Here is a 16,127-nt window from a genome sequence, read left to right on the forward strand (position 1 = left end):
CACCAGGACGACGGGAACACTTCCATCTCTGTAGGTGGAGCTCAGTAGCCCAGGCCCTTCTTGCTGTCGTAGACCTTCTGCGGATCGTCAGCTGCGGTGTAGAGCTTCGATTCGGTCTGGATCCACTTCGGCGGCGTCGTGCCCTTCTCCTTGTAAGCGATGACGGCATCGAGCGCCGGACCGGCCATGTTCGGGGTCAGTTCGACGGTGGCATTGGCTTCGCCTGCCGCGATCGCCTTGAAGATATCGGGCACAGCATCGATTGAGACGGTGAGGATGTCCTTGCCGGGCTTCAGGCCCGCTTCCTTCATCGCCTGGATCGCGCCAACCATCATGTCGTCATTGTGGGCGTAGACCGCGCAGATCGACTTGCCGCCGTTCTCCGCCTTGATGAAGCTCTCCATCACTTCCTTGCCCTTGGCGCGGGTGAAGTCGCCGGTCTGGCTGCGCACCACCTTCAGGTTCGGATGCTTGGCGACGGCGGTGTCGAACCCCTTCTTGCGGTTGGTGGCAACGCTGGCGCCGACCGTGCCCTGCAGCTCGACGATGTTGCAGGCCTTGTCGCCGACCGTCTTGGCCAGCCAGTCGCCCGCCACTTCGCCCTCATGCACGCTGTCGGAGGTGACGGCGGTCAGGTACAGGTCCTTGCCGGAGGGATCGATGTCGCGGTCGAGCAGCACGACCGGAATCTTGGCTTCCTTGGCTTCCTTCAGCACGGCGTCCCAGCCGCTTGCGACGACGGGCGCGAGGAAGATGGCGTCCACGCCCTGCGCGATGAAGGAACGGATCGCCTTGATCTGGTTCTCCTGCTTCTGCTGCGCGTCGGCGATCTTGAAATTGACGCTGCGCTTGGCGGCTTCCTGCTTCGAGACCGAGGTCTCGGCCGCGCGCCAGCCGGACTCCGATCCGATCTGGGAAAAGCCGATGGTGAGCTGGGCGGCGCTCGCGGAATGGGCGAGCATCAGAGCGGCGGTCGCAGAGGCCGCGAGAAGAGCTTTAAAAGTCATGTGGCGCGTTCTCCCAAGATTATCTATTCGGGTGCGTACCCCGCGTCGCAGGTGTCTTCGCACCTTCTGGACTGGCTCAATCAGCCAGCGCGCCCTTATTCCACGGAACTCTCGCCGTGACTAGTCATATTATTTGACTATAATACTTTTTATGGAGACGGCTGCGGCGCGCGCCGGCGGCACGCGGAACGACCACTGAAGGTTGTTAGATCCGCACTATAGCGTTCGAAATTGTGAAAGCTAGCGGAGTGCCGCGGCATCGCGGGCGCGCTGCTCGATCGCGGCCCATGCGCCAGCCTTGATGTCGGCTGACGGCGCCACCCAGGAGCCGCCGATCGCCACCACCTTCTTATGCGCGAGCCATTGCGCCGCGTTGCCGGCATTGATGCCGCCGGTCGGACAAAAGCGGACAGTCGGGAATGGACCTGTGAGCGCATCGAGCGCAGGCAGGCCGCCGGCCGGCACGGCCGGGAAGAACTTCACCAGCTCATAGCCTCTGACGACGCAGGCGATCAGGTCCGACGGCGTTTGCACGCCGGGCGCAAACGGCAGCTCGCCTACCTTCGCTGCATCCAACAGCTCGATCGAAAGGCCCGGGCTGATCGCAAAGGCGGCGCCGAGCTTGGCCGCGCGCTCATAATCCTCCGGCGTCAACACCGTGCCGATGCCGACCACGGCGTCGGGCACCTCACCGACAATGGCGCGCGCCGCATCGAGTCCGGCCTGCGTGCGCAAGGTGATCTCGATGACGCGCAGGCCGCCTTTGACCAGCGCGCGCGCCAGCGGCACCGCCTGCGCCGCGTCTTCGATCGTGATGACCGGGATCACCGGCGCCAGCGCGAAGATCGCGTCGAGCCTGGCGCGCTTGTCCTGCATGCTCATCATTGTTCTGTTCCCAAAATTTGCGTCGGCATCGCCGCACGCGGGATCACCGCGCCCGGCGCCATGATCACCGCCGCCGCCAAACGATGGCCCGCGCGCGCCGCCTCGCGCGGCGCAGCGCCCTTGATGCGCGCGGCGATGTAGCCCGCATTGAAGGAGTCGCCGGCCGCCGTGGTATCGACCGGCAGCACCACGTCCGGCGGCGCGATGTCGACCAGCACGCCATCGGAATCGACCAGGCAGCCCTGGGCGCCACGTTTGACGACGATCTCCTTGACGCCTGCGTCCTTGAAGCGCCTCAGGCTGATCGACGCATCGGCGTCACCGAACAGCATCTGCTCGTCGTCCCAGGTGGGCAGAGCAAGATCGATCAGCGGCAGCACCGAACGGAAGGCCCGTTGCGCCGTCTCCCGGTTGCTCCAACCGCGCGGCCGATAATTGCCGTCAAAGGCGACGCGCCCGCCACGCTTGCGCATGGCCGTCAGCAACTCCCGCAGCTTTGCCCTTCCCGTCTCGCCATACAAGGACAGGCTGATTCCGGAGAAGTAGAGCCAGTCGAACCCGGCGAGCCGATCGAGCATCGCATCGTCGGCACGGTCGAACAGCTCGCGCGCCGGCGCGCGGTCGCGCCAATAGAGGAAGCTGCGCTCGCCCTTGGCATCGCGCTCGATCATATAGAGGCCGGGAACGCGGCCGGAGATACAAAGCACCTCCGACGTTCCGATGCCCTCGGCCTGCCACGCCGCCAGCATCGCCGCGCTCAAGGGATCGTCCCCGAGCGCGGTGATATAGGAGGTGTCGATCCCGAGCCGCGCCAGATACAGCGCGGTGTTCAAGGTGTCGCCGCCGAAACCACGCCGAAACAGGTCGCCGCCCTCCTGTGCGAACTCGACCATGCACTCGCCGACACAGGCAATCTTCATCGAACACCCGTCAATCAAAATGTCAGCTGGACCTTCATCGCCCGGCTCCGGTCGCTGGCGAGTTCGAAAGCTTCGACGGCGCTCTCGAACGGCAGCGAGGCCGAGATCAGCGGCTTGACGTCGATCAGCCCCTCGCCCATCAGCCGCACGGCCAGCTCGAATTCGCGATCGAAGCGGAAAGTGCCGCGCAATTGCAGCTCCTTCGTGACCAGCGTGTTGAGCGGCAGCGTCATCTCGCCGCCGAGCCCGAGTTGCACGATCACCCCGCCCGGCCGCATCACCTCCAGCGCACCGCGCAGCGCGGCCTGATTGCCGGAGGCCTCGAACAGGACGTCGAATGTCCCCTTGCCCGCGCGCCAGGGCTCGAGCGCGGCCTGATCGCGCGCGACATTGAGCGCATGGGTTGCGCCCAATGTCCCGGCGACGGCAAGCGGCGCATCCGCAATATCGGTTGCGACGATCTCCGCCGCGCCACCGTAACGCGCAACCAGGACGGATAGCGCTCCGATCGGGCCGCAGCCGGTCACCAGCACACGCTTGCCGAGCAACGGCCCGGCCTGATGCGCGGCGTGGAGGCACACAGACAAAGGCTCGGCCATCGCGGCTTCCGCCAGCGACAATGTCGGGGCGATCGGAAACACCTGGGAGGCATCGACCGTGACGAACTCGCGGAAACCGCCCTGCACGTGGGGATTGCGCATCGCGCTGCCCATGAAGCGCATGTCGAGGCACTGGTTGCGCAGCCCCTCGCGGCAATAGGCGCAGTGACCGCAAGGCAGGCTCGGATTGACGGCAACGCGCGTGCCTTCGGCAAAAACGGTCGCCCCGGTGCCGACCGCGGCAACAACACCGGCGATCTCGTGGCCCAACGCCATCGGCTGCTGGATTCGCACCGTGCCGAAGCCGCCGTGATGATAGTAGTGCAGATCCGAGCCGCAGATGCCGCCATTAGCAATCCTGACGCGCACCTCGCCCGGAGCGGGCACGGCGTCTGGAAAGCTGTCGATCCGCAGATCCTTGGGCGCATGGATGACGACGGCGCGCATGGCTTATTCCTTCTGCTCAGTCGTCTCACATCGCGGCGAGCATGCCGCCATCGACATAGATGGTCTGGCCGTTGACATAAGTCGACGCGTCGGACGCCAGGAAAATCGCGGCGCCGACCAGCTCGTCAGGCTTGCCCCAGCGCTTGGAGGGAATGCGCGACATCAGCCAGTTGTTGAAATCGGGATTCTGCACCAAGGCCTGGTTCATGTCGGTCAGCATGTAGCCGGGACCGATCGCATTGGCCTGGATGCCGTGCTGCGCCCACTCCACCGCCATGGCGCGGGTGAGATTGCGGATGCCGCCCTTGGCCGCGGTATAGGGCCCGACGGTCGGCCGCGCCAGCTCGCTGGCGAGCGAACCGATGTTGATGATCTTGCCGCGGCCGCGCGGGATCATGCGCTTCGCCGCTTCGCGGCCGATGATGAAGGCACTCGTCAAATTGGTCGCGATCACCTTGCCCCATTCGGCCGAGGTGAATTCGACCAGCGGCTTGCGATGCTGGATGCCGGCATTGTTGACGAGGATGTCGACGGCGATCCCGGCGGCGTCCAGCCTTTCGAACGCCACCATCACGGCGGCTTCGTCGGTGACATCGAAGGCGGATGCCTCCGCCTGATGGCCGGCAGCGCGAAACTCGGCAGCGGCGGCTTGCGTGCGCGCTTGATCGGTGCCGTTGATGACAAGCCGCGCGCCAGCCTTGGCGAACCCGTCCGCGATGGCGCGTCCGAGACCGCGAGACGAGCCGGTCACCAGCGCCGTCTTGCCGGAGAGATCGAAAAGCGAGGTCGACATCGGTTCAACTCACGTCAAAGGAATCCGCAATAAGCGCCACCGGTCGCACACTGACACCCGCGTTGTCCAGGGGACCCAGGACCGGTCAGACCGGCAGGCGGTTAATGGCGGCCACCGCGGTCATGACGCCGCGGATCTCAGCCAGCCCCTTCAGCCGGCCGACCAGCGGATAGCCTGGATGCGTGCCGCGGCCGATATCGTCGGCGAGCTCATGGCCGTGGTCGGGACGGAACGGAATCCGCCAGTCCGGATCGCCTGCCGCTTTGCGACGGGCCTGCTCCTGCAACAGCGTCGTCACGACAGAGACCATGTCGACGTCGCCGCGCAGATGTTCCGCCTCCATGAACGAGCCGTCCAGCATCTTGGCGACGTTGCGCAGATGCACGAAGCGGATATGTGGAGCGAAGCGCTCCGCCATTGCCGGCACGTTGTTGTGGCCGCCGGCGCCGAGCGCGCCGGTGCAGAACGTGATGCCATTGGCCTTTGACGGACGAGCGTCCACGATGAATTGCAGATCGTCGGCACTCGATACGACGCGCGGCAGGCCGAACAGATCGCGCGGCGGATCGTCGGGATGGACGCACAGGCTGACGCCGCACTCCTCCGCCGCCGGCACCACCTCGCGCAGGAAGCGCGCGTAGTTGGCGCGCAGCTCGGCATGACCGATGCCGTGATAGCGTTCCAGCATACGACGGAGTCCGGGCACATCGTAGCGATCATATGCCCCGGGCAACCCGGCCATGATGGTCGCGAGCAGCCGGTCCTTGTCGGATTCGGAGGCCTGCGCCACCCAGGCCTTGGCGCGGTCGAGCACGTCGGAGGAGAACTCCGCCTCGGCGCCCGGCCGCCCCAGGATGTAGCAGTCGAACGCAGCGAGCCGGTCGACATCGAAACGCAACGCGGTCGCGCCGCCCGGCAGGCGGAAGGCGAGCTCGGTGCGGGTCCAGTCCAGCACCGGCATGAAATTGTAGCAGACCGTTGTGACGCCACAGGCAGCGAGATTGCGCAGCGACTGCCGGTAAGTGTCGAACAGCGGCGCGAGGTCGCCTTCACCGAGCTTGATCGCTTCCGCGACCGGCAGGCTTTCGACGACGCTCCAGCGCAGCCGCAGCGATGAATCCCCCTCGATCATCCCGATGCGCTTGACGATTTCGTCCGTGCTCCACGCCACGCCATAGGGGATGTGATGCAGCGCCGTCACGATGCCGGTCGCGCCGGTCTGACGGACCTGCGGCAGGCTAATGGGATCCTCGGGTCCGAACCATCGCCACGTCTGTTCCATGTCGTCCACCTTCCTGAAAGCGGTCCCGCCCCACAAGTCCCTTCGGGGGTCGCGGACACCAATCTCACGCCGCAGCGTCATCACCCCCATCCAGGATCTCCTGATGCTGCGCAATCGGGAGCGGAATGTGGCCGGCGTCCTCCTGCAAGGTGACATGGCGGACGCGATCGCACGCGCTGATTTGACGCCTCAGACCTCGCTGCGGCGGACGGTCAGGTCGGACCGGTCGAACACGGCCGGCAGCAGGTCGACGCCGAGGCCCGGCCCTTCCATCGGGAAGACATAGCCGTCCTTGATCACGGGCATGGTGGTGACAAGCTCGTTGTACCAGCCCTTGTAGAAAGCGCGCACCGATTCCTGGATCAATGTATTGGGCTGGCTGAACGACATGTGCACCGCGGCAATGAAGCCGACCGGACCGATGCAGTCATGCGGCGCAAAGGGGCGGTGATAGGTCTCGGCCATCGCCGCGATCTTGCGCCCTTCGGTGAGACCACCGGTCCAGCACAGATCGGCCATCACCACATGGGCGGCATCGCGATCGAGCATGTCCTTGTAGGGATAACGCGAGCCGAGCGTCTCGCTCGCAGTGACCCAGACATCGGTGGAGCGGGCGTATTCGGCGAGCGCCTGCGGCGAGTTCATCCGGATCGGGTCCTCGTACCAGGTCGGCTGATAGTCCTCCAGCACGCGGGCGATTTGTTTGGCGGTCGGCAGATTCCACAGCGAATGGAATTCGACCATGATCTCCATGCGGTCGCCGACCGCCTTCCTGATCTTCTCGAACGGCTCGACCGCCTTCTTCATCTGCGCCGCCGTGATGTAGAGGCCCTGGTTCTCCTGCGCCGGCGGATCGAACGGCCAGATCTTCATCGCGGAGATGCCGCTCTCGAGCAGGCTCTCGGCGAGCGCGTCGGCGCGGTTCATGAAGGCGTCGAGATCTTCGTAAGGGCTTTGCGTCTCCAGGCTCCAATTCGAGACCGGGCTGATATTGGTCGAGCGGACATAACGGGTGCCGGCGCAGGTGTTGTAGATGCGCTGTTTGTCGCGGCAGAGTCCGCCGAGCATCTGGTGCACCGGCTGGCCGCAGACCTTGCCGAACAGGTCCCACAGCGCGATGTCGATCGCGGATGCGGCGCGATATTCGACGCCGGTCGAGGACTGCGCCATCGGCAAATTGAGCATGTCGCGGTGGATGGCCTCGATCCTCAGGGGATCGCGCCCGAGCAGCCGGCCGGCGAAGGTGTCGTGGATCTGCGCCTCGACGGCCCCTGCGCCATAAAAGGTCTCGCCCAGCCCGATCACGCCGGCATCGGTGTGGAGGCGGACCCAGATGACGTTGGCGAACTCCTCTGTCCGCAAGGTCTCGATCGCGGTGATCTTCACGTCTGCCGTCCTCCCACTGACCGTTCTGTCTTGTATCTGTTACGCGCGTTGCCCCAGCCATACGCCCTCTTGTAATATATCACAATATGTTTAATGCTGATCACGGAGGCCCGGTGTCAAAACGCCGGCCGGAGGAAGCTCGAGGACACCAGATGGCGCGCCGCAAAAGCGCTCTTGCAAAGTCGGATGCCGACGACGCCGCGCCGTCGCGTGGCGCGGGCAATTTGTTCGAGGCGGCCTATCTCAAGATCGAAGAGCTACTGGTCAATTGCGCGCTGAAGCCCGGCCGGTTTCTGACCGTGCAGGAGCTGCAGTCGCTGACCGGCTTCGGGCGGACGCCGGTGCATGCTGCCGTCAACAGCCTCGCCGCCGATACGCTGATCATCATCCGGCCGCGCCATGGCTTGCAGGTCGCCCCGATCGATCTCGCCCGCGAGCGCCTGCTGCTGGCCTTGCGCCGCGACATGGAGCGCTTCGTTGTCCGGCTGGCGGCCGAGCGGGCCAGCCTTTCGCACCGCAACCAGATGCAGCACATCGAACGCGTGCTGAGTGAGCGCCGGAACACGGTGTCGATCGACGAGTTCAATCAGCTCGACCGCCGTATCGATGCGCTGATCCTTGCCGCCAGCGGCGAGCCGTTCCTGGTGCACACCATGCGCCCGCTGCACACCATCTATCGCCGCATCGGCTACATCTATCATCGCCTGCTGCCGGAGCACGACCTGACCGGGACGGTCGATCGCCATCTGGCGATCCTCAGCGCGGTGGCGAACCAGCGCGCCAACAGCGCGGTGAAGGCCAGTGATACGCTGATCGATTTCATGGATCAGATGTTCGAGGAGATGGAGGCCGGGATCGATCCCGGCCTGCTCGACTGCAGCATCGAGCCGCTGCCGGTCGCGTAGGATCAATGCCAATAACAACAAGGAAGGACCAGTTATGAGTGTCGCAGCCGCAACGGAAGCCGCCCCGGAGAGGGCGGCGATCGATAGCGCCGTCCGCTATCTCATTCAGAACTACAGCCCCAAGGGCAACCGGGTCGGCTGGCTGATGATGGCATCGATCCTGGTCGAGGCCTGGGATCTGTATTCGATCGCCTTCGTGCTGATCTTCATCAAGGAGCAATACAACCCCGGCCCGCTGGAGTTGGGCCTCGCCGCCGCCGGCACCCAAGGCGGCGCGCTGATCGGCGCCCTGCTCGGCGGCTGGCTTTCCGACAAGATCGGCCGCCGCTGGATGTTTCTGGGCACCATGACCATGTTCGTGGTGCTGGCGCTGGCGCAGGCCTTCGTGCCCAACATGACCTGGCTGATCATCATCCGCTTCCTGCTCGGCGTTCCGCTCGGCAGCGACATCTCCACCGGCTACACCTACATCATGGAGTCGATGGCCAAGGGTCAACGCGAGGTGATGGGCAATCGCTGGCAGTTCATGTTCGCGGTCGGTGAGGTCATCACGCTCGGCGTGATCGCGGTCTTCCTGGTGATGGAGCTCAACCACGAGACGCTGTGGCGCGTGACGCTCGGGTTAGGGGCCGTGCCGGCGCTGATCATCCTGTTCCTGCGCCACGACGTGCCGGAGACCGCGGTGTGGCTGGTGCAGCATGGCCGCTTCAAGGAGGCCAAGGTGGTCGCGCAGCAGATGTACAACGATAATCTTGCGATGCTGCCGAACCACGACGTGGTCGTCGAGAAGCCGAGCCCCTGGGACTTCCTCGCCGATTTGCGCAAGGACCCGATCCGCTGGCGCGCGACCATCTATGGCTGGATTGCCTGTTTCGCACAGGGCAGCGAGTTCTCCACCTTCGCCTTCTATCTGCCGGTGCTGTTCGCAATGATCGGCGTGTCCAGCGTGCTCGGCAACAATCTCGTCACCATGGCGCTGTTCAGCTTTGCCGCGATCTCCGGCTGGATCGGACCGCTGCTGACGCCGCGGATCGGCCATCGCGGCATCGGCATCGCCGGCTTCGGCATCGTGCTGGTCTCGCTCTTGATCGCAGCCGCCGCGCTCTACACCGACCACAAATACATCCTGCCGTTCGCGGCCGCCGGCATGCTGTGGGGCCATTATTGGGACGCCTCGAACTGCATGACCATCCCGACCATGGTGGCGCGCCCGCGCTATCGCGGCACCGCCAGCGGCTTCGCCTATATGTTCGTGAAGCTGCCGTCGTTCCTGGCCATCTTCCTGTTCCCGGTGCTGTTCACCGCGATCGGCCAGGCCAACGCGACGCTGTTCGTGGCGATCTTCCCGCTGATCGGCCTCTTGGCCGCGATCTTCATCCTGCCGGAGGTCTACGGCTACGAGGCGGATTGAGCGGATATTCCACGGCTGTCATCCCCGCGAAAGCGGGGATCCAGTACGCCGCGGCCTCTCGGCTGAGAGACGCTGTCTCTGGAATACTGGATCGCCCGGTCAAGCCGGGCGATGACGGTGAAGACAAGCCCACAGGATGAGGAGAAGCCTAGGTCGCTTCGCTACTCGCGATGACGGTTGTAGGGTGGGCCAAACGCAAGCGTGTCTACTGCACAGACGCTCGGTGATAAGGTGGGCACGCGCATTGCGCCTTCGCCCGCCCCCCCTTTCGCAACAATCCAAAAAGGATGCGACGCCGGTATCGACCGTGCGCTATAGTCCGATCAAACGGTCGGACGGACGACAATGCGGTCTTTGGTTTTTGCGTTTTTGATTGTATTCGCTACCCCAACAACGTTGTTTGCAGATGAGGCAGCCTATCAGCAGCAGGTCCACCGACATCTGTTCGGAAACTCTTCGGCCTTTCCCCAACCACTTCAAGACCGATCGCTAGATATCGATCTGACGGTTACGCTTGATCGAAATGGCAAGCTTCTAAGCGTCGACGTCGACCGAAGCTCCGGCTCGTCGGAGGACAATGACAACGTCGTGACGGGCCTCCGCCGCATACAACCTTTTCCGCCGGTTCCGGGCGACGTGCAGGTGCCTTATAAGATAAAACTCCCGCTTACGTTCGCCCCAACAAGAAATGTGGCCTTTATCAATTTGAAAGGAAGCAAGGCCGCCAGCCCCTCGGAAAAGGAGATCGCCTTCAGGGGCGAGATTTTGAAGCGTCTATATTCGTATGACCATCGGCCCGTACTGCCCGACAATATCGAGAAGCCAGCCGACGCTCGGCCCACCGTGGTGTTTTCGATCGATCGCGACGGAAAACTGCTCGATGCTGCGGTCACGAAGAGCTTTGGTCTGAAGATGGTCGACGACAATGCCCTCAATTGGCTGAAGAAAGCAGGTCCGTTTCCAAGCATCCCCCCGGAATTGAAAGCACCAATGAAGCTAACGGCCGAGATTGTATTCGGACCGCCGACTTTTTCGGACGACGCGCGTATCAAGAAGTTGATCAATGGCGTTTGTCGCGGGTGCTGATCCGCGGGCTGTCATTGCTAGCGCGAAAGCGCGAAACCAATCCAGAATCCGCCCGCGCGACTCTGATAGCTTCTCTTCGCTCGCAATGACCGACAGCTAGGCCAGTGCCAGCTCGGCCCGCTGAATATGCGGTACGGCGTCGACCAATTCGCGTGTGTAGTCGGTCTGCGGATTGGCAAACAGCGCCCGGCTTTCGCCCTGCTCGACGATCTGGCCTGCGCGCAGCACAATGGTGCGGTCGCACATCATGCGGACCACGTTGAGATCGTGGCTGACGAACAGGAAGCCGAGATTGTCCTCGCGGCGCAGCCGGTTCAGGAGCTGCAGCACCACCGCCTGCACGGAGACGTCGAGCGCCGCGGTCGGCTCGTCCAGCACCAGAAGCCGCGGCTTGCAGGCGATCGCCCGTGCGATGCCGACGCGGGCCTTCTGCCCGCCGGACAGCTGATGCGGAAAGCGCGACAACAGCTCACGGGGCAGTCCGACCCGATCCGCACAGTCCTCGACCTGACGCCGCAAGCGATCGCCCGATCGTAAGCCCAGCAGCCGCAGCAACGGATGCGCGATGCAGTCGAACGCGGTGTAGCGCGGATTGAGGCTCTCGTTCGGGTCCTGGAAGACGATCTGGATGTCCTTGCGGAATTCAGAACGGTGAAAGTCGCGCGCCGGAATCTGGCCGATCGCCCGGCCATCGAACAGGATCTCGCCCGCGCTCGGATCGATCAGGCGGCAGATCATCCGCGAGATCGTGCTCTTGCCCGAGCCGGATTCGCCGACCAGGCCGATGCTCTCACCGTGGCGCATCGTCATCGAGAAATCGGCGACCCCGGTGGTGCCGTCGTCGAAGCGCTTGGCGATCTGCTTCACGTCCAGCAACAACGGCGTGCCGTGCGGCGGAAGCGATAGCGCGCTGACCTGAACCAGTGGCACCCGCTCGCCATCCGGTACGAGGTCCTCGACCCGCGACGTCGCGGTCGGTGATGCCGCCACCAGCCGCTTCGTATAGGGATGTTGCGGCCGGTGAAACAAGGTCAGCGGCTCGGCCTCCTCGACCAGACTCCCCTGCTCCATCACCACGACGCGGCGGCAGTAGCGCGCCGCCAGACCAAGGTCGTGCGTAATCAGGATCGCCGCCATGCCGCGCGCGGCTGCGATGTCGGCGAGCAGGTCCATCACCACCTTCTGCGTGGTGACGTCGAGGCCGGTGGTCGGCTCGTCGGCGATCAAAAGCTGCGGATTGCAGGAGATCGCAATCGCGATCATCACGCGCTGGCACATGCCGCCCGACAGCTCGTGCGGATAGGCCTTGACGCGCTGTTCAGGGTCACGGATCTGCACTGCGCGCAGGAGCTTCAGCGCCTCGTCGCGCGCCTCTGGCCGTGAGATGCGGCGATGCGCGAGGATGGCATCGGCAATCTGCTCGCCGATGGCGCGGATTGGATTCAACGCGGCGCGCGGATTCTGGAAGATCATCGCCATCGCCGCGCCGTGCAGCTGGCGCAGATCGGCGCTGCCGGCGCCGGTGATGTCCTGTCCCCTGAAGCGGATGCGGCCGCCGGCGATGCGGCCGGCCTTGTCGAGCAGATGCGTGATCGCAAAGCCGGTGACCGATTTGCCCGAGCCACTTTCGCCGACCAGCCCGAGCATCTCACCCGGCTGCAGCGACAGCGTGACGCCGCGCACCGCCTCGACCAGGCCACGGCGGGTCGAGAACGTCACCTTGAGATCTTCGACCTCGAGCAGCGGCGCGGTCATGTGCGCATTCTCGGATGCGCCCGGCTCAGCCTGCGGTGCCGACGGCTCATGTGCGCGTCCGCGGATGCGCCCGGCTCTGCGTGGTGCGACGGGATCATGTGCGCATCCTGGGATCGAGGATGTCGCGCAGGCCGTCGCCGAGCAAATTGAAGCACAGCACCGCGCTCATCAGCGCGAAGCCGGGGAATGCGACCAGCCACCACCGCCCCGTCGAGATGAAGCGCGCGCCCTCGGCGACCATGATGCCCCATTCTGGCGTCGGCGGCTTGACGCCGAGGCCGATGAAGGAGAGACCTGCGGCATTAAGGATGGCCCAGCCCAGATTGAGCGACATCTGCACCGCCATCGCCGGCAGCACATTCGGCAGCAGAAAGCGCAAGACCACCGCGACATGGCTTTCGCCGCAGGCGCGCGCCGCTTCCACCCAGCCGAGATTCCGGCGGATGTTGACCTCGGCACGGGCGAAGCGGATGTAGAACGGCAGATTGATGATGGCGGTCGCGATCACGATGTTCTCGACCCGGTTGCCCAGCGCGGCCACCATGGCCATGGCCAGCACGAACAGCGGAAACGCCATCAAGACATCGACGAAGCGGCCGACCGCCTTGTCGAGCTTACCGCCGCCGTAGCCACAGAGCGCGCCGATCACCGAGCCGATCGCAAAGGACACTGCGACGGCGGTGACGGCGATCGTAAGATCGAGGCGCGTGGCGACGATCAGGCGGCTGAACACATCGCGACCGAGCTGGTCGGTGCCGGCCCAATGCAAGGCGCTCGGCGGCTGCAAGGCCTGCGGCACGTCGGAAGCGATCGGATCATAAGGCGCGAGCCACGGCGCCAGGATGGCGACAAGCGCCAACACCAATGCGCCGCAAGCTGCAACAGCAGTCACCGGATTGCCGCGCAGCACGAACGCCGTATGGCGCAAGGTCGAGGAGGCGTCGATCGCGCTCATGCCCAAGACCTCATGCAATCGTCGCCCTGGGATCGGCGATACCGTAGAGCAGATCGACGAGGAGATTCACGACGACGAAGATCGTCGCCATCAGCAGCACGAAGCCCTGCACCGGCGCGTAATCCGAGACCAGCAGCGCATCGAGCGCGTAGGACGCGACGCCCGGCCAGGAGAACACCTTCTCCACCAGCACGTTGGCGCCCAGCATGGTGGAGAACACGATGCCGGCGATGGTGATGACAGGAAGGATGGCGTTGCGCAGCGCGTAGGTGACGACGACGCGCCACCAGGACAGCCCGACCGAACGGGCGGTGCGGATGAAATCGCTGCCGAGCGAGACCAGCATCGAAGCGCGGGTGATGCGCGCAAGTGGCGCGATCACGAACAGCGCCATGGTGAAGGCCGGCAGCATCAATTGCCGCGCCGCGGCCCACCAGCCTTCGATATCGCCGGCGAGCAGGAAATCGATGATCAGGAAGCCGGTGCGTGACGGCGGCAGCGTCGTGAAGATGTCGACGCGGCCGGTCGGATCCGGCGCGAGACCGAGCAGATAATAGAAGACGTAGATCAACAGCAGGCCGGAGACGAAGGTCGGTACGCAGACCCCGAGCGAGCAGAATAGCCGCACGCCATGGTCGATCAGCGAGCCCGGGCGCAGGGCAGCGATCACACCCAGCGGCACCGCCGAGATCAGCGCGATGAGCAGGGCCGTGAGCGTCAGCTCGAGCGAGGCCGGCAGCCGTTCGCGCAGGTCCTTGGCGACCGGCTGCCCCGTCATCATCGAGCGGCCGAGATTGCCGCGACCGACGTCGTAGAGATAGATGCCGAGCTGGGCCGGGAGCGGCTTGTCGAGCCCCATCTGCTTGCGGATGGTCTCGATCTCCTCCTTGCCGGCATTGGGGCCGGAGGCGAAGAACACCGCGGGATCGCCCGGCAGCACCCGCATCAGCAGGAAGGTGAACACGAGAACGCCGAACAGCGCCGGCAGCGACGAGATGAACCGTCGCCCCGCGCGGATCAGAATTGCGCCGATCGTCCCCATCGTCCCTGCGGTCCAATCCCCTATTTGCGGCTCAGGTTACGATAATCCACCTGCCGGGTGAACTGGTAGACATAGCCGTCGACGCTCGGCTGCATCACCGCGTCCTGCGCGGCCTGCCAGATCGGAATCTGGAACATCTGGTCGAAGTGGATGGCGTTGAGCTCCCTGCCCTCCTCCTCATATTTTTCCTTATCGGCCTCGAAGCGCGCGGCTTGCGCGATCTTCTCCAGCTCCGTATTGTCCGTGGACGAATAGTTCCAGCGCTGATTGCCGGTGTAGAAGTTGCGGTAGAAATAGTCGGTCGACGGCAGCCAGGCGACGATTCCTTCCGTGAAGAACGGCAGCTTCTTCTCGTTGATCGCCGTCGACATCTGCGCGTCCGGCAGCTTCTGAATGTCGACCTTGATGCCGATCTTGGCCAATGATTCCTTGACCAAGGCCGCCATCGGCTCGGCGGTCGCGGCCTGGCCAACATTGAAGCTGAAGGTGGTGGCGAAGCCGTCCGGCATGCCGGCGTCCTTCAGATACGCCTTGGCCTTATCGAGATCCAGCTTGACCGGCTGCGGGATCGGATAGGCGCCGCTCGGCGGCTTGCCGTCGGTCCAGCTGGCGCCAAACAGCGGCGCGCCACGGCCGAACAGCGCCGCCTTGAACATGTCGTCATAAGGCAGCGCATAGGCGATGGCGCGGCGCACATTGACGTTGTCGAATGGCGGGATCCTGTTGTTCATCGAGACGAAGCTGACCGCGTTGTATTGCGGCGTCGAGATCACCTTCAGCTTGCCCTTGCCTTCCAGCGCCTGCACGTCGCTCGCCTGCAGGTCGATGACGAGATCGGCATCGCCGCGCTCGACCAGGTTGGCGCGCGTCGCGGGCTCCGGCACCGACTGGATGATCAGGCGCTTGAACGCGGCCGGCTTGTCCGGCGTGCCGCGATTCCAGGCGTCGTTGTGCTTGGCAATCACCTGCTCGCCCGGCTTGAAGGTTTCGACGATATACGCGCCGCTGCCGGCGGCGTTCTCCTTGGTCCAGTTCAGCGCCCACGGGTCGTCGGCGGTCGCATGCGCTTTCGCGAGCTTGGAATTGATGATGATGGGATAGACGGTCGCGAGATTCGGCAGCGCCAGCTTGTCGGGCTTCGGCAGCGTGACTTCGAAGGTCAGGGGATCGATCACCTTGAACTGATCGGGTGATGTCAGCGAGCCCGTGAGCAGCTGGGACTTGCCGAGGATCGGCGCACTGACGCAGCGGTCGAGTGACCATTTCACGTCCTCTGCGGTCACGGGCGAACCGTCCTGGAATTTGGCGTCAGGCCGGAGCTTGAAGGTGATCCTCAGCCCGTCCGGGCTCACCGTGTAGGACTCCGCGAGCTCGCCGGTGATGGTGTCGAGATCGAACACCCATTTGCCGTTGAGCTGCTTGCGGCCGAACGACACCAGCCGGTCATAGCTGCTCATCGACAGCGCGAAGGCTTCGCGGGTCGAACCCGGAATGTTCGGATCGAGCGTGTTCACGGTGGCGCCCGTGACGTAACGCAGCGTCTCGGCACGGCTCTGTGCATGCGCACGCGGCGTCGCCGATATCACCGCAAGCGATGCGGCCGCCACGACCAATATCCGTTTGGAAATCGCAAAACTCATGCTCTTGCCCTTCG

The 16,127-nt window shown here is 64.4% G+C and carries 14 protein-coding genes; 3 read left to right on the plus strand and 11 right to left on the minus strand.

The genetic code is table 11. From position 1 onward, the window contains the following. Positions 1–41: 41 nt before the first annotated feature. The 7 genes from ytfQ to BRAS3843_RS28070 form a co-directional block, all read right to left on the minus strand. A complete protein-coding gene (gene ytfQ, locus BRAS3843_RS28040; protein ID WP_008972505.1) occupies positions 42–1,007 on the minus strand; it encodes a galactofuranose ABC transporter, galactofuranose-binding protein YtfQ in 966 nt (321 codons plus the stop codon). A 240-nt stretch (positions 1,008–1,247) separates the two neighbouring features. Further along, on the minus strand, positions 1,248–1,892 hold the full coding sequence (gene eda / locus BRAS3843_RS28045; protein WP_008972506.1) for a bifunctional 4-hydroxy-2-oxoglutarate aldolase/2-dehydro-3-deoxy-phosphogluconate aldolase: 645 nt from the start codon (positions 1,890–1,892) through the stop codon (positions 1,248–1,250). Beyond that, positions 1,889–2,812: a sugar kinase gene (locus BRAS3843_RS28050; RefSeq protein ID WP_008972507.1), complete on the minus strand. Its 924-nt coding sequence runs from the start codon at positions 2,810–2,812 to the stop codon at positions 1,889–1,891. The genes eda and BRAS3843_RS28050 overlap by 4 nt, the downstream gene beginning before the upstream one ends. 14 nt (positions 2,813–2,826) lie before the next feature. Continuing rightward, entirely contained in the window at positions 2,827–3,858 is a 1,032-nt protein-coding gene (locus BRAS3843_RS28055) for an L-idonate 5-dehydrogenase (protein WP_008972508.1), read from the minus strand. 25 nt (positions 3,859–3,883) lie between these two features. Continuing rightward, entirely contained in the window at positions 3,884–4,651 is a 768-nt protein-coding gene (locus tag BRAS3843_RS28060) for a glucose 1-dehydrogenase (protein WP_008972509.1), read from the minus strand. An 85-nt stretch (positions 4,652–4,736) separates the two neighbouring features. Then, positions 4,737–5,933, minus strand: a complete 1,197-nt coding sequence (gene uxuA / locus BRAS3843_RS28065; protein ID WP_008972510.1) for a mannonate dehydratase — start codon at positions 5,931–5,933, stop codon at positions 4,737–4,739. Positions 5,934–6,122: 189 nt separating this feature from the next. After that, entirely contained in the window at positions 6,123–7,319 is a 1,197-nt protein-coding gene (locus tag BRAS3843_RS28070; RefSeq protein ID WP_008972511.1) for a mandelate racemase/muconate lactonizing enzyme family protein, read from the minus strand. Between the two features lie 152 nt (positions 7,320–7,471). On the opposite strand from BRAS3843_RS28070, the gene BRAS3843_RS28075 reads away from it, so the two are divergent. From BRAS3843_RS28075 to BRAS3843_RS28085, 3 genes are all read left to right on the plus strand, one after another. Continuing rightward, entirely contained in the window at positions 7,472–8,224 is a 753-nt protein-coding gene (locus BRAS3843_RS28075; RefSeq protein ID WP_008972512.1) for a GntR family transcriptional regulator, read from the plus strand. Between the two features lie 34 nt (positions 8,225–8,258). Continuing rightward, the gene (locus tag BRAS3843_RS28080; RefSeq protein WP_008972513.1) at positions 8,259–9,635 is read left to right on the plus strand and encodes an MFS transporter; all 1,377 of its coding nucleotides are present in this window, start codon (positions 8,259–8,261) and stop codon (positions 9,633–9,635) included. A 345-nt stretch (positions 9,636–9,980) separates the two neighbouring features. Beyond that, on the plus strand, positions 9,981–10,721 hold the full coding sequence (locus tag BRAS3843_RS28085) for an energy transducer TonB (RefSeq protein WP_083841450.1): 741 nt from the start codon (positions 9,981–9,983) through the stop codon (positions 10,719–10,721). Between the two features lie 96 nt (positions 10,722–10,817). Here the strand turns inward: BRAS3843_RS28085 and BRAS3843_RS28090 are convergent, their stop codons facing one another. The 4 genes from BRAS3843_RS28090 to BRAS3843_RS28105 all read right to left on the minus strand — a co-directional run bounded on the left by BRAS3843_RS28090 (position 10,818) and on the right by BRAS3843_RS28105 (position 16,113). After that, positions 10,818–12,476: an ABC transporter ATP-binding protein gene (locus BRAS3843_RS28090; RefSeq protein WP_008972515.1), complete on the minus strand. Its 1,659-nt coding sequence runs from the start codon at positions 12,474–12,476 to the stop codon at positions 10,818–10,820. A 94-nt stretch (positions 12,477–12,570) separates the two neighbouring features. Further along, entirely contained in the window at positions 12,571–13,431 is an 861-nt protein-coding gene (locus tag BRAS3843_RS28095; protein ID WP_008972516.1) for an ABC transporter permease, read from the minus strand. A 10-nt stretch (positions 13,432–13,441) separates the two neighbouring features. Continuing rightward, the gene (locus tag BRAS3843_RS28100) at positions 13,442–14,473 is read right to left on the minus strand and encodes an ABC transporter permease (RefSeq protein WP_008972517.1); all 1,032 of its coding nucleotides are present in this window, start codon (positions 14,471–14,473) and stop codon (positions 13,442–13,444) included. 20 nt (positions 14,474–14,493) lie between these two features. Then, positions 14,494–16,113: an ABC transporter substrate-binding protein gene (locus BRAS3843_RS28105; RefSeq protein ID WP_008972518.1), complete on the minus strand. Its 1,620-nt coding sequence runs from the start codon at positions 16,111–16,113 to the stop codon at positions 14,494–14,496. Positions 16,114–16,127: the final 14 nt, after the last annotated feature.

Origin of the sequence: Bradyrhizobium sp. STM 3843, assembly GCF_000239815.1 — a bacterium.
Lineage (GTDB): Bacteria > Pseudomonadota > Alphaproteobacteria > Rhizobiales > Xanthobacteraceae > Bradyrhizobium.

Bases quoted from the DNA above. Each gene is read 5' to 3' on its own strand.
- BRAS3843_RS28080 (WP_008972513.1), top strand. From the start codon at position 8,259: ATGAGTGTCGCAGCCGCAACGGAAGCCGCCCCGGAGAGGGCGGCGATC.
- BRAS3843_RS28100 (WP_008972517.1), bottom strand. From the start codon at position 14,473: ATGGGGACGATCGGCGCAATTCTGATCCGCGCGGGGCGACGGTTCATC.
- ytfQ (WP_008972505.1), bottom strand. From the start codon at position 1,007: ATGACTTTTAAAGCTCTTCTCGCGGCCTCTGCGACCGCCGCTCTGATG.
- BRAS3843_RS28050 (WP_008972507.1), bottom strand. From the start codon at position 2,812: ATGAAGATTGCCTGTGTCGGCGAGTGCATGGTCGAGTTCGCACAGGAG.
- BRAS3843_RS28075 (WP_008972512.1), top strand. From the start codon at position 7,472: ATGGCGCGCCGCAAAAGCGCTCTTGCAAAGTCGGATGCCGACGACGCC.
- BRAS3843_RS28060 (WP_008972509.1), bottom strand. From the start codon at position 4,651: ATGTCGACCTCGCTTTTCGATCTCTCCGGCAAGACGGCGCTGGTGACC.
- BRAS3843_RS28095 (WP_008972516.1), bottom strand. From the start codon at position 13,431: ATGAGCGCGATCGACGCCTCCTCGACCTTGCGCCATACGGCGTTCGTG.
- uxuA (WP_008972510.1), bottom strand. From the start codon at position 5,933: ATGGAACAGACGTGGCGATGGTTCGGACCCGAGGATCCCATTAGCCTG.
- BRAS3843_RS28105 (WP_008972518.1), bottom strand. From the start codon at position 16,113: ATGAGTTTTGCGATTTCCAAACGGATATTGGTCGTGGCGGCCGCATCG.
- BRAS3843_RS28085 (WP_083841450.1), top strand. From the start codon at position 9,981: ATGCGGTCTTTGGTTTTTGCGTTTTTGATTGTATTCGCTACCCCAACA.
- eda (WP_008972506.1), bottom strand. From the start codon at position 1,892: ATGATGAGCATGCAGGACAAGCGCGCCAGGCTCGACGCGATCTTCGCG.
- BRAS3843_RS28055 (WP_008972508.1), bottom strand. From the start codon at position 3,858: ATGCGCGCCGTCGTCATCCATGCGCCCAAGGATCTGCGGATCGACAGC.
- BRAS3843_RS28090 (WP_008972515.1), bottom strand. From the start codon at position 12,476: ATGACCGCGCCGCTGCTCGAGGTCGAAGATCTCAAGGTGACGTTCTCG.